Origin of the sequence: Mesorhizobium sp. M0761, assembly GCF_040320205.1 — a bacterium.
Taxonomy (GTDB): Bacteria; Pseudomonadota; Alphaproteobacteria; order Rhizobiales; family Rhizobiaceae; genus Mesorhizobium.
Genome location: NZ_JAMYPF010000001.1, coordinates 374879 through 387621, shown reverse-complemented (window position 1 = coordinate 387621; position 12743 = coordinate 374879). Strand labels below are relative to the sequence as shown.

The window sequence follows — 12743 nt, the reverse complement described above, 5'->3', positions numbered from 1 at the left end:
AACGGAGACCGGCGATGATCAAGGCCTTCGTCGTCGACAATGATCGTCTGCGCCTCGCCGACGATCTCGTGGCCAATGGCGATCAGGTCGTCTGGGCCGACCTTCTCAACCCGACCAAGGAAGAAGAAACAACGATCGAGACTTGGCTCGGTGTTGCCATCCCGACGCGCGAGGAGATGGAGGAGATCGAGATTTCGAGCCGCCTCTACATCGAGGACGGCGCCTACTTCATGACCGCCACCTTGCCGGCGCAGACCGAAATCGATGATCCCTTGATGTCACCGGTTACCTTTGTGCTTGCCGGCCCGAGACTGGTCACCATCCGCTATCATGAGCCGAAGGCGTTCAAGACCTTTCCGCTGCGCGCCGAGAAGGTGGCGACAGGCTGCACCACCGGCAACACCATCCTGATCGGCCTGCTGGAGGCGATCGTCGATCGCCTAGCCGATATTCTCGAACGCGCCGGCCGTGACATCGAGACGATCTCGCGCGACATCTTCGAGGCGCGGTCGACCAAGGTGAACAAGCGCAATCGCGATTTCCAGGAACTGCTCAAGGCCATAGGCCGCAAGGAAGACATTGCCTCCTCGATCCGCGACAGCCTGATCTCGCTGCAGCGCCTCACCGGCTTCCTTGCCCATGTCGCGACCCAGATCAAGATGAGCAAGGACGTCCGCGCCCGCATCAAGACAGTATCGCGCGACGTGCTGTCGCTCGCCGACCACGCCACCTTCCTGTCGCAGAAGATCTCGTTCCTGCTCGACGCGACGCTCGGCATGATCTCGATCGAGCAGAACGCCATAATCAAGATCTTCTCGGTCGCCGCCGTCATCTTCCTGCCGCCGACGCTGGTAGCTTCGATCTACGGCATGAATTTCGACCTCATCCCGGAGCTGAAATGGGAGCTCGGCTATCCCTTCGCCATCGGCCTGATGATCCTGTCGGCGATCCTCCCCTTCTGGTATTTCCGCCGCCGCGGCTGGTTGTAGGCCCAATAGAATTCGCTTGACCAAACGCCGCCCGGACGGCATCCGGATGCCCGGTGATCGTACAACCGGATTGGGATCATGACCGCAAAAAGCTGGGCCTACGAGGATTTCACCGAGGGCGCATCGATCGACCTCGGCGCCAAGCAGGTGAGTGCGGCCGAAATCATCGAATTCGCCACCGAATTCGACCCGCAGCCGATGCATCTCGACGAAGCCGCCGGCAAGGCCAGCATCCTTGGCGGCTTGGCCGCCTCCGGCTGGCACACCTGCGCGATCTTCATGCGCATGCTGTGCGACGCCTTCCTGCTCGACTCGACCGCGCAAGGCGCGCCCGGCATCGACCAGGTCAAATGGAAGAAGCCGGTGCTGGCCGGCGACACGCTGGCCGGCAGCACCAGTGTGCTCGCCAGGCGCCTGTCGAAGTCACGCCCAACACTCGGCCTCGTCACCTTGCGCAGCGAACTGTTCAACCAGCGCGGTGAAAGCGTCTTCGAACTTGAGAACACTGTCATGTTCTTGACCCGCGAGGCCGGCGCATGAGCCTCGACGCGTTCTTCCGCATCGGCGATACCATCAACCTCGGTTCGCACACATTCGAAGCCGAGGCGATCAAGGCGTTCGCCTGCAAATACGATCCACAGGTCTTTCATGTCGACGAGGAGGCGGCGAAGAAAAGCGTGTTCGGCCGCCTCTGCGCCTCAGGCTGGCACACCGCGGCCACCTGGATGAAGCTCAATCTCAAAAATCCTATGGACGCTTCTCAATGGACCGGACCCGGCCCGGTACCAGAATTCGGCCCCTCCCCCGGCTTCAGGAACCTGAAATGGCCAAAGCCGGTCTATGCCGGAGAAACCGTCACCTTCATGCGCACGGCCCTGTCCCACCGCCCGCTCGCCAATCGCCCCGGCTGGCGGCTGCTCGCGCTGCGCTCGGAAGGACTCGATTCTACGGGCGACAAGGTGCTGGAGTTCGACAGCGCGGTGCTGGTGAAGGCTGGGTAGTGAATGGTGAGTAGTGAGTAGTGAGTAGTGAGTAGTGAGTATTCAATATCAGAGTGTGTGAGTAAGCCTAGCGCCTGTCATTGAACGCTGACATTCACTATTCACTATTCACTATTCACTATTCACTATTCACTAATGCCCCTCAAACCCGATCAACGTCCGCACCGGCACGCCCAGCGCTTCGAGCTTCGCCCGTCCGCCGAGATCCGGCAGGTCGATGACGAAGCACGCGGCAAGAATATCGGCGCCGATCTGCCTCAGCAACTTGACCGCCGCCTCCGCCGTGCCGCCGGTCGCGATCAGGTCGTCGACCAGGATCACCTTCTCGCCCGGCGCAACGCCGTCCTTGTGCATCTCCATCTCGTCCAGCCCGTATTCCAGGCTGTAGGCGACGCGTACCGTCTCGTAAGGCAGCTTGCCCTTCTTGCGGATCGGCACGAAGCCGGCCGAAAGCTGGTGCGCGACCGCACCGCCGAGGATGAAGCCACGCGCCTCGATGCCGGCGATCTTGTCGATCTTCTGGCCGGCATAGGGATGCACCAGCTCGTCTATGGCGCGGCGGAAGGCGCGCGCATTGCCGAGCAAAGTGGTGATGTCGCGAAACAGGATACCGGGCTTGGGGTAGTCCGGAATGGTGCGGATCGCGGCGAGCAGCGTGTCTTCGAGCGAGGATTTCATGGGTCGAGATTACCTGAAACGGAGGTTGTTGCGCGACAATTGTTCGATCGAACTGCAGCCCATCAGCTTCATGCCGCGCTCGATCTCGACCCGCATCTGCTCCAGCGCCCGCTCTACGCCCGGCTGGCCGGCCGCCGCCAGCGGGAACAGATAATAGCGGCCGACGCCAACAGCCTTGGCGCCGAGCGACAGCGCCTTCAGCACATGGGTGCCGCGCTGCACGCCGCCATCCATGATGACGTCTATTCTGTCCCCGACGGCATCGACGATCTCGGCCAGTTGGTCGAACGCCGCCCGCGAGCCGTCCAGCTGCCGGCCGCCATGGTTGGACAGCACAATGCCGCTGCAGCCGATCTCGACGGCGCGCTCAGCATCCTCCACCGACATGACGCCCTTGAGACAGAACGGACCTCTCCACAGTCTGACCATCTCGGCAACATCGTCCCAGGTCATCGACGGATCGAGCATCTCGGTGAAGTAGCGGCTGATCGACATCGTGCCGCCGCCCATGTCGACATGCTCGTCGAGCTGCGGCAGCTTGAACCCCTCATGGGTGAAATAGTTGATCGCCCAGCCCGGCTTCAGCGCGAACTGCAGCATGCCGGCAAGGTTGAGCTTGAAGGGGATGGCAAAGCCGGTGCGCTTGTCGCGCTCGCGGTTGCCTCCGGTGATGCTGTCGACGGTCAGCATCATCACTTCGACTCCAACCGCTTTCGCCCGCTGCATCATCGCCCGGTTGAGGCCGCGATCCCGGTGGAAATAGAACTGGTAGACCTGCGGGCTGCTGCTGATCTTGCGCGCTTCCTCAAGACTAACAGTGCCGAGCGAGGACACGCCGAACATCGTGCGGAATTTGGCCGAAGCCTTGGCCACCGCGCGCTCGCCTTGATGATGGAACAGCCGCTGCAAGGCGGTCGGCGAGCAATAGACGGGCATGGCCAGCTTCTGGCCCATCACCGTCACCGACATGTCGATCTCGCTTACCCCGCGCAGCACGTTGGGAACGAGGTCGCAGCGCTCGAAGCTCTCGGTGTTGCGGCGATAGGTGACCTCGTCGTCGGCCGCGCCATCGATGTAGTTGAAGATTGGCCCAGGCAACCGCTGCTGGGCCATGCGCCGGAAATCGGAAAAGTTGTGACAGTCGCGTAGCCGCATCATCGATTCCCAGGTGTCTTATCGCCGGCAATCCTTCATCACCGGTCGCGCGTGCATACCAATCACATGGCGCCCTGCCAACGGACTTGTTCGACCAGGCGGGTGGTTGCACCCAAGGCGACAGCCCCCTGCCCGCTTCGGCAAGCAAAAAGGGCGCCCGAAGACGCCCTTTCCGATTTCACAGGGGTAGCGGCGGTTAGTGGGCCACGCCTTCCCATACCTTGCGCTTGGTCAGATACATCAGCGCCCCAAACAGAAGCAGAAACACCAGCACGCGGAAGCCGGTCTTCTTGCGGTCTTCCATATGCGGCTCGGCCGCCCACATCAGGAACGCCGAGACGTCGCGCGAATACTGGTCGATCGTCTGCGGCGAACCGTCATCGTAGGTGACCTGGCCGTCGGAGAGCGGCTTGGGCATCTTCAGCGACACGCCGGACATGAAGTATGGATTATAGTGGGTGCCTTCGGGGATCACCATGCCGGCAGGTGGCGTCTCGTCGTAGCCGGTCAGCAGCGAATGGATGTAGTCCGGGCCGCCCTGCGCATATTGCGTGAATATGTCGAAGACGAAGCGCGGGAAGCCGCGCTCGACGCCGCGGGCCTTGGCCAGCAGCGACATATCCGGTGGGGCAGCGCCGCCGTTGGAAGCGGCAGCCGCCTCCTCATTGGCGAACGGCGCCGGGAAATGGTCGGACGGCTTGCCCGGGCGGTCGAACATGTCGCCGGCATCGTTGGGTCCATCATGGATGGTGTACTCAGCCGACAGCGACTTGATCTGCGCTTCCGAATAGCCGAGGTCCTCTAGCGTGCGGAACGCCACCAAATTCATCGAGTGGCAGGCCGAGCAGACTTCCTTGTAGACCTTCAAGCCACGCTGCAGCTGCGCCTTGTCGTAGGTGCCGAACGGACCGGCAAAAGTCCAGTCCATCTCCTTCGGCTCGTGGATCGGGAAATGCGTCGGTGCCGCCGCGTTGTGCGCCTCTTCAGCGGCGATCGCCACACTGCCGACGGCTCCGATGCCAGCGGCAAACACGCCTAGCAGGGCGAGCGAGGTGAGAATCTTTTTCATGCCAAATCCCCTTAGATTCTCACTCAGCCTTTGGTTTCCGGCGCCGCGGTCGCACCGGCCGGATGTCCCCCTCCGGCACCCTTGTTCTTCTCCAGCACCGCCTCGGTGATCGAATTCGGCAGTCTGCGTGGCGTCTCGATCAGGCCAAGCACCGGCAGGATGACGAGGAAGAAGGCGAAGTAGAACAGTGTCGCCGCTTGAGCGTAGCCAACGTAGTTGCCCGAGACCTCACCTATCAGGAGGGTCAACAGACCGCCACCTTCCGCCGGCTGCGAGCCAAGCCAGCCAAGCAGGACAGCGTCGGCGACGAACAGCCAGAAGAACAGCTTGTACCAGGGCCGGTAGACCGCCGAGCGCACCTTGGAGGTGTCGAGCCACGGCACCAGGAACAGCATGACGATGGCGCCGAACATGCACAGCACGCCACCGAGCTTGGAGTTGATCGGCCCGATGTTGAAGGTGATCGCGCGCAGGATCGCGTAGAACGGCAGGAAGTACCATTCCGGCACGATGTGGGCCGGCGTCTTCAGCGGGTTGGCGATCGTGTAATTGTCCGGATGGCCGAGAAAGTTCGGCAGGTAGAAGACGAAATAGGCGAAGAAGAACAGGAACACGATCATACCGAATGCATCCTTGATGGTCGCATAGGGCGTAAAGGCAACGGTGTCGGTTTTCGATTTCACCTCGATGCCGGTCGGGTTCGACTGGCCGACCACATGCAGCGCCCAGACGTGCAGCACGACGACGCCGGCAATCATGAACGGCAGCAAATAGTGCAGCGCAAAGAAGCGGTTGAGCGTCGGGTTGTCGACGGCGAAACCGCCGAGCAGCAGTTCCTGGATCCAGTTTCCGACCAGCGGAATGGCGCTGAAGAAGCCGGTGATGACGGTGGCGCCCCAGAAGCTCATCTGACCCCAGGGCAGCACATAGCCCATGAAGCCGGTCGCCATCATCAGCAGATAGATGATGCAGCCGAGGATCCACAGCAGCTCGCGCGGCGCCTTGTAGGAGCCGTAATAAAGCCCGCGGAAGATGTGGATGTAGACGGCGACGAAGAAGAACGAGGCGCCGTTGGAATGCATGTAGCGCAACAGCCAACCGGAATTGACGTCGCGCATGATCTTCTCGACCGAATTGAAGGCGAGATTGGTGTCGGCGGTATAGTGCATGGCGAGCACGATACCGGTCAGGATCTGCGCCACCAGCATGATCGTGAGGATGCCGCCGAAGGTCCACGCATAGTTGAGGTTGCGCGGCACCGGATAAGCGATGAAGCTGTCATAGATCATGCGCGGCAGCGGCATGCGGGCGTCGAACCAGCGTTCGATACCGGTCTTGGGCGTATAGGTCGAGTGTCCCTCGCTCATCGAAATATCCCCTGCCTCAACCGATAAGGATTTTGGTATCGGAAATGAACTTGAATACCGGCACGGCCATGTTTTCCGGCGCCGGGCCTTTACGGATGCGGCCGGCGGTATCGTACACCGAACCGTGGCACGGGCAGAACCAGCCGCCGAAATCGCCTTCCTGGCCAAGCGGAATGCAGCCCAGATGCGTGCAAACCTGCACCATCACCATCCAGGCTTCCTTGCCGGGCGTGGTGCGGTTGGCGTCGGTCGCCGGCGCATCGGCGGGCAGATTGGCGTTGCGGGCAATAGGATCCTTGAGGTCGGCAAGGTTCACGGCCTCGCCGTCCTTCATCTCCTGCTCGGTGCGGTTGCGCACCACGACCGGCTTGCCGCGCCATTTGACGATCAGCGACATGCCAGGCGTCAGCGAGGCGACGTCGACCTCGACCGAGGCCAGCGCCAGCGTCGAGGCATCGGGGCGCATCTGGTCGATGAAGGGCCAGGCAACGGCGCCTGCGCCAACCACTGCGGCCATGCCGGTGGCGACGTAGAGAAAATCACGACGGTTGGGATCCTGGGTGTCGGTTGCGCTCACGGGTGCCTGATCCTTTCGCCTCTTCCGAGCCGGCGGCCGAGCTTTGTCCCCGCTCCATCGCGCCGGCCCGACAGCGCATGGCGAACAAGCTAGCGAATTCCTCCGGCATTTGGATTTCGGTTTATGCGTGAAGCCCGTTTTTGTCCAGCGGGCTGAGGCCACAAGGGCAGATTGTCGCGGGCGTTCCGCACGAAGAGAAATTTGACGAGCTTGGCCGAATGTAGCAATATGTCTACATCTTCCGGATGGAGGTGTTGATATGAATATCTCGACGAAGACGATAACCATCATGTCGAGCCGTGAATTCAACCAGGACACGGCGCATGCCAAACGGGCAGCCAAGAACGGGCCGGTCATCATTACCGACCGCGGCAAGCCCTCCCATGTGCTGATGTCGATGGAGGAATATCAGCGTTTAGAGAAGAAGCCGAGAAGCCTCGCGGACGCGATTGCCGATGATCGCCCCGAAGCAGATTTCGACTGGGAACCACCTCGCCTGGAAGGACCGTTTTTCAAGATTCCCGAACTCGACTGATGTTCATTCTTGACACCAATGTCGTTTCGAATCTGCGTCGTCGGGACAAGGCCGATCGCAACGTTTTGGCCTGGTCAGAGACCCACGACATCGCCAGCTTTTTCATGTCGGTCATTTCGATCCTGGAACTCGAAATCGGAACATTGCTCTTGTCGAGGAAGGATACTCGCCAGGCCACCACGTACCGTGAGTGGTTGGATCAGACACTCATTCCACAGTTTGACGACCGGATATTGAGCATAGACACGGCTGTTGTCGTGCGTTGCGCAAACCTCCACGTTCCCGATCCAAAGCCGGAGCGCGACGCCCTCATAGCCGCTACCGCGCTCGTCAAAAACTTGACAGTCGTGACTCGCAACACCAAGGATTTTGAAGGCACCGGCGTGAAGCTTTTCAACCCTTGGATACCGACGAAGGGTTAGAGGCTATGGCACACATCATCGACCGCGAGACCTGGACCAGGACGCCCGGCCGCTGGCAGGGCGAACTGCAATGCGGCGCCTACGGCTCCAACTCCTGCCTGATTTTCAACTATCAGGAAGAGATTGGCGGCGGCCCGCGCCTGCACACGCATCCCTATTGTGAGATATTCATCATCCGGCAAGGCACCGGCCTGTTCACGATCGGCGACCAGCAGATCGAGGCCACGGCCGGCCAGATCCTGATCGTGCCGCCCGATACGCCGCACAAATTCACCAATCTTGGCCCAGGCCCGTTCGAAACGACCGACATCCACGAAAACGGCAGCTTCATCACCGAATGGCTGGAATGAATTTTGCCGGCTGATGACCTCTAGCTTGCACCGAGCCTGACCAGCACGGCCCTTGGGATATCGTATTCGCGGATGACCGACTCATGCCGGCGCAGGCCGCAGAGTTCACGCTGGATGAAATAGGCGTGCACCGCTGCGGCAGCCTCCTTGAGCAGCCGCGGTCGCTGCTCCTCGTCGTCGTTGTTCTGACGGAGCTTGGCCAGCGTTTCCTCGACCCGTTGGCCGGCACGGCCGAGCGCTGCGGCCTTTTCAGCCAGTATCTCATGGCCGAGGGCGTCGAACGCGGCTTCGGCAGCCGAGGCGCCTAGGGATGGCGGATGCAGTGACATCTCAGCCTCCTTTTCTGTCTTGAGAGAGCATCATGCGGTGCGTGACGAATTCTTCGCTCACCACCGGCTGGAAACCAAGCCGTTCATAGAACCCAAAGGCTTCTTGTGGCGCGCGGGTATTCAGCACGGCAAAATGCTGACGTGCCCTGTCAATGACGGTCTCGACCAGCATGCGGCCAATGCCGCTGCGGCGATGACGCGCGCTGACGAACAGGTGCCTGACCCGGCCGTGGTCCCTGCCTTCGAAATAAGGATCGATGTTCAACCCGCACACACCAGCGAGTTCTCGGCCATGCCATGCGCCAAACAGCGCCTCGCCTCGTTTCAGGAACTTGTCGCGGCCGCCCGCCCAGCCATCCGCCAGCCGCACCAGCATCCAGTAGCCCTCCAGCCGGCTCTCCTCCTTCAGCGCGTCGAAGGCCGGCGCGGTTGGCCGCAGCCGCTTGAGGACGTAGCCGACATCAGGCGACCCTGCCATGCCCTACTCCGCCGGCCGTGTCTCTTCCAGCACGCTTTCCTCGTGGTAGAGGAAGCCGCCGGACTGCCGCTTCCACAGCCGCGCATAGAGCCCGTCGAGCGCCACCAGCTCGTCATGCGTGCCCTGTTCGACGATGCGGCCTCCGTCCAGCACCACAAGACGGTCGAGCGCGGCGATGGTCGACAGCCGGTGCGCTATGGCGATGACCGTCTTGTTCTCCATCAGCCTGGCCAGATTCTCCTGGATCGCCGCCTCGATGTCGGAATCGAGCGCCGAGGTCGCCTCGTCGAGGATCAGGATCGGCGCATCCTTGAGGAAGACGCGGGCGATCGCGACGCGCTGGCGCTGGCCGCCCGACAGTTTCACGCCGCGCTCGCCGACAAAAGCCTCGTAGCCGGTACGGTCCCGGTTATCGCGCAGGCCCAATATGAACTCGTGCGCCTCGGCCTTCTTCGCCGCCGCGATCACCTCGGCGTCAGTTGCATCCGGCATGCCGAGCTTGATGTTGTCGCGTAGCGAGCGGTGGAACAGCGCCGTCTCCTGGCTGACCACGCCGATATTGGCGCGCAGCGAGTTCTGCGTCACCTCGGCGACGTCTTGCCCGTCGATCAGGATTTTGCCGCTCTCGAGGTCGTAGAGGCGCAAGATGAGGTTGGCGAGCGTCGTCTTGCCCGCGCCCGACGGCCCGACCAGCCCGACCTTCTCGCCAGGCTTGACCACAAGGTCGATGCCATTCAGCACGCCAAAACCCTTGCCGTAGTGGAACTCGACATTCTTCACCTCGATGCGGCCGCCGGCGACGACAAGCTCTTTCGCATCCGGCGCATCGACAAGGCCAAGCTGCTGCGAGATCAGCGCCTTGGAGTTTTCCAGGACGCCGAGATTTCGCAATATGCCGTTGAGCTGCATCATCACGCGCCCGAGCAGCATGTTGAGCCGCAAGACCAGCGACAGCGTGAACGCGACGGCGCCGACGGTGATCGACCCTTCGACCCAGAGATAGACGGCAAAGCAGCCAATCGCGGTGATCATGATGCCCGACAGCGTCGTCAGCGCCATGCGCACGCCGGTCAGTCGGCGGGTGAAGGGCCGTAGTGCATCGAGATAGATGTCGAAGCCGTTCTTGATGTAGCGGTCGTCGCCATCGGCCGAGAACAGCTTCAGCGTCTGCACGTTGGAATAGGAATCGATGATGCGCCCATTGATCATCGAGCCCGCTTCGGCCGTGGCCTCGGCATGCCTGCGGATCGAGGGCAGATAGAGCTTGGCCAGCCAGGCGAAAGCGAGGATCCAGATCACCACCAGCACGGCCAGGCGCAGATCCAGCCCGGCGACCAGCGCCAAGGTCGTCACCGTATAGATGAGCATGAACCAGATGACCTCGATGAAGCTCTCCATCAGGTCGCCGGTCGCCTGCCCCGCCTGCCAGACCTTTGTCGCGATACGGCCGGCGAAATCGTTCTGGAAGAAAGTGTAGGACTGCCGCGACACATGCCGGTGCGCCTGCCACCGCACCAGATTGTAGAAGCCCGGCGTGATCGTCTGTTCGTTGACCAGCGCCGACAGGCCGACGACGACGGTCCGGATGACCAGCACCACTGCGATCATGAAAACAAGCTCAGGCCCGGCGGCGGTCCACAGCGCGTGCCAGCTGCGCTCGCCAGGAAGCTGGTCGAGAATATCGACCAGCCGCCCGACGAAGTAGAACAGCCCGGCCTCGATCAGCGGCGCGATGCCGCCGATGACCAGCATGGCGAAGAAGGCGAACTTCGCCTGGCCGACATAGTGCCAGAGGAAGCCGCCGACGCTTGGCGGTGGCCGAAGGTCCGCCGGCTCCCTGAACGGATAGACCCAGTCCTCGAACCAGCGATAGACGGCTGTCATCATGCTGACGTCATCACTCTGCGGCTTCACCCTTCAAGCCGATGTCGTTGGCAACAGCGTCATTGGCGGCATCGACCGGACCGTCATCGAGCAGGAACCCGCCCGACTGGCGCTGCCAGAGCTGCGCGTAGAGCCCGCCGCTGGCGACGAGTTCCTCGTGCGACCCTTCCTCTATGACACGGCCCTTGTCGAGGACGACGAGCCTGTCCATCGCCGCGATGGTCGACAGCCGGTGCGCAATGGCGATAACGGTCTTGCCTTGCATGAGCTTGTAGAGATTCTCCTGGATGGCGGCCTCGGCTTCGGAATCCAGCGCCGACGTCGCTTCGTCAAGGATAAGTATCGGTGCGTCCTTCAACATAACGCGAGCAATGGCGATGCGTTGCCGCTGGCCGCCGGACAATTTGACGCCGCGGTCGCCGACATGAGCGTCGAGCCCTTTACGTCCGGTGTGATCCGAAAGCCTGTCGATAAACTCCAGCGCCTCGGCCCGCCCGGCTGCCTCGACAACCATTTCCTCGGTCGCATCGGGCCGCCCGTAAAGGATGTTGTCGCGCACGGAACGATGCAGCAGCGAAGTGTCCTGCGTCACCATGCCGATCTGCGCGCGCAGCGAATCCTGCGTCACCGAAGCGATCTCCTGGCCGTCGATCAGGATCCGGCCGTTCTCGAGGTCGTAGAACCGCAACAGGAGATTGACCAGCGTCGACTTGCCCGCGCCCGAGCGCCCGACAATGCCGACTTTCTCGCCGGGCTTCACCGTCAGCGACAGGTTCTCGATGACGCCCTTCTGCTTGCCATAGTGGAAACGAATGTCGTCGAAGCGGATCTCGCCCTTGGTGACGGCAATGTCCTTCGCCCCCGGCCGGTCTTCGACCAGGCGCGGCAGCGAGATCGAGGCGATGCCGTCTTGCACCGTGCCGATGTTCTCGAACAGGCTCGACATTTCCCACATGATCCACTGCGACATGCCCCACATACGGAGCACGAGGCCGATGACCACGGCGACGGCGCCGATCGTCACCGCCTGGCCGAGCCACAGCCACAGCGCCGTCGCCGTCACCGAAAACAGGAGCAGCGCGTTGAGGATATAGAGCAGGCCGTAAAGCACCGTCACCAGCCGCATCGACCGGTAGACCGTGTCGAGGAAGCCTGCCATGCCTTCTCTCGCGAACGTTGCTTCGCGCCGTGCATGGGAAAACAACTTTACCGTCTGGATATTGGTGTAGCTGTCGACGACGCGGCCGGTCATAGTCGAGCGCGCATTGGCCTGCGCCTCGCCGACCTTGCCCAGCTTCGGGATGATATAGCGCAACAACCCGATATAGCCGAGCAGCCAGACGCCGAGAGGTGCCGCCAGCCGCAAGTCGGCCGAGCCGACGATGAACAGCATGCCGAGGAAATAGACGATGACGTAATTGAGCACCTCGATCACCTTGATGACGCATTCGCGCACGGCGAGTGCCGTCTGCATCAGCTTGGTGGCGATGCGGCCGGCAAATTCGTCCTGGTAGAAGCTCATCGACTGCTTCAAGAGATAACGATGCACCTGCCATCGGATGCGCATGGGGTAGTTGCCCATCAGCGTCTGCTGGTTGAGCAAAGAATGCAGCCATACCGTACCCGGCAGCGCGAACAGCACGACGAAGGCCATGCCGGCAAGCTTCCAGCTCTCGGTCTGCAGGAAGGTTTCGCGGTTCTGCCTGGACAGCCAGTCGACGATGTGGCCCATGAAGCCGAACATCCACACTTCCGCGATGGCAATCGCCGTCACCAGCACCGCGTCGACGATGATGTATGGCCAGGCGCCGCGCGTATAATGCACGCAGAAGGCAACCAGCGTCTTCGGCGGCTCGACCGGTTCCGCTGCGGGGAACGGATCGAGCCTTCTTTCAAACCAGCTAAACAT

At 61.8% G+C, this 12743-nt stretch carries 15 protein-coding genes; 6 read left to right on the top strand and 9 right to left on the bottom strand.

All coding sequences use genetic code 11. From position 1 onward, the window contains the following. Positions 1–14: 14 nt before the first annotated feature. The 3 genes from corA to NKI32_RS01880 all read left to right on the top strand — a co-directional run bounded on the left by corA (position 15) and on the right by NKI32_RS01880 (position 1990). Positions 15–989 (top strand): magnesium/cobalt transporter CorA, encoded by a 975-nt coding sequence (corA, locus tag NKI32_RS01890; RefSeq protein WP_353001655.1) that lies wholly within the window; start codon positions 15–17, stop codon positions 987–989. Positions 990–1067: 78 nt separating this feature from the next. Then, the gene (locus NKI32_RS01885; protein ID WP_023683699.1) at positions 1068–1529 is read left to right on the top strand and encodes a MaoC family dehydratase; all 462 of its coding nucleotides are present in this window, start codon (positions 1068–1070) and stop codon (positions 1527–1529) included. After that, positions 1526–1990 carry a MaoC family dehydratase gene (locus NKI32_RS01880; protein ID WP_023683698.1) on the top strand — a complete coding sequence of 155 codons (465 nt, stop codon included), beginning with the start codon at positions 1526–1528 and terminating at the stop codon, positions 1988–1990. Before NKI32_RS01885 ends, NKI32_RS01880 begins: the two co-directional genes overlap by 4 nt. A gap of 132 nt (positions 1991–2122) precedes the next feature. On the opposite strand, the gene NKI32_RS01875 is transcribed toward NKI32_RS01880, so the two are convergent. The 5 genes from NKI32_RS01875 to petA all read right to left on the bottom strand — a co-directional run bounded on the left by NKI32_RS01875 (position 2123) and on the right by petA (position 6836). Then, on the bottom strand, positions 2123–2668 hold the full coding sequence (locus tag NKI32_RS01875; protein WP_013529989.1) for an adenine phosphoribosyltransferase: 546 nt from the start codon (positions 2666–2668) through the stop codon (positions 2123–2125). Positions 2669–2677: 9 nt separating this feature from the next. Next, entirely contained in the window at positions 2678–3823 is a 1146-nt protein-coding gene (locus NKI32_RS01870) for an alpha-hydroxy acid oxidase (protein ID WP_353001652.1), read from the bottom strand. Between the two features lie 196 nt (positions 3824–4019). After that, positions 4020–4892: a cytochrome c1 gene (locus NKI32_RS01865; protein ID WP_023670029.1), complete on the bottom strand. Its 873-nt coding sequence runs from the start codon at positions 4890–4892 to the stop codon at positions 4020–4022. 23 nt (positions 4893–4915) lie between these two features. Then, positions 4916–6259 (bottom strand): cytochrome b, encoded by a 1344-nt coding sequence (locus NKI32_RS01860; protein ID WP_023683697.1) that lies wholly within the window; start codon positions 6257–6259, stop codon positions 4916–4918. 16 nt (positions 6260–6275) lie between these two features. Then, a complete protein-coding gene (gene petA / locus NKI32_RS01855) occupies positions 6276–6836 on the bottom strand; it encodes a ubiquinol-cytochrome c reductase iron-sulfur subunit (RefSeq protein ID WP_023670027.1) in 561 nt (186 codons plus the stop codon). A gap of 259 nt (positions 6837–7095) precedes the next feature. Between petA and NKI32_RS01850 the strand changes: the two genes are divergently transcribed. From NKI32_RS01850 to NKI32_RS01840, 3 genes are read left to right on the top strand one after another with little or no spacing between them, the layout of a single operon-like run. Then, complete coding sequence (locus NKI32_RS01850) at positions 7096–7371, top strand: type II toxin-antitoxin system Phd/YefM family antitoxin (protein WP_023701566.1); 276 nt, start codon at positions 7096–7098, stop codon at positions 7369–7371. Beyond that, positions 7371–7793: a type II toxin-antitoxin system VapC family toxin gene (locus tag NKI32_RS01845; protein ID WP_353001651.1), complete on the top strand. Its 423-nt coding sequence runs from the start codon at positions 7371–7373 to the stop codon at positions 7791–7793. Before NKI32_RS01850 ends, NKI32_RS01845 begins: the two co-directional genes overlap by 1 nt. 5 nt (positions 7794–7798) lie before the next feature. Further along, positions 7799–8143 (top strand): cupin domain-containing protein, encoded by a 345-nt coding sequence (locus NKI32_RS01840; protein WP_023701564.1) that lies wholly within the window; start codon positions 7799–7801, stop codon positions 8141–8143. Between the two features lie 20 nt (positions 8144–8163). Here the strand turns inward: NKI32_RS01840 and NKI32_RS01835 are convergent, their stop codons facing one another. Genes NKI32_RS01835 through NKI32_RS01820 form a run of 4 tightly spaced genes read right to left on the bottom strand, consistent with a single transcriptional unit; the run spans position 8164 to position 12743 of the window. Beyond that, complete coding sequence (locus NKI32_RS01835; protein ID WP_023701563.1) at positions 8164–8472, bottom strand: DUF6665 family protein; 309 nt, start codon at positions 8470–8472, stop codon at positions 8164–8166. A 1-nt stretch (position 8473) separates the two neighbouring features. Next, positions 8474–8950 (bottom strand): GNAT family N-acetyltransferase, encoded by a 477-nt coding sequence (locus NKI32_RS01830; RefSeq protein ID WP_352594779.1) that lies wholly within the window; start codon positions 8948–8950, stop codon positions 8474–8476. Positions 8951–8953: 3 nt separating this feature from the next. After that, the gene (locus NKI32_RS01825) at positions 8954–10837 is read right to left on the bottom strand and encodes an ABC transporter ATP-binding protein (protein WP_353001650.1); all 1884 of its coding nucleotides are present in this window, start codon (positions 10835–10837) and stop codon (positions 8954–8956) included. A 10-nt stretch (positions 10838–10847) separates the two neighbouring features. After that, positions 10848–12743: an ABC transporter ATP-binding protein gene (locus tag NKI32_RS01820; RefSeq protein ID WP_353001648.1), complete on the bottom strand. Its 1896-nt coding sequence runs from the start codon at positions 12741–12743 to the stop codon at positions 10848–10850.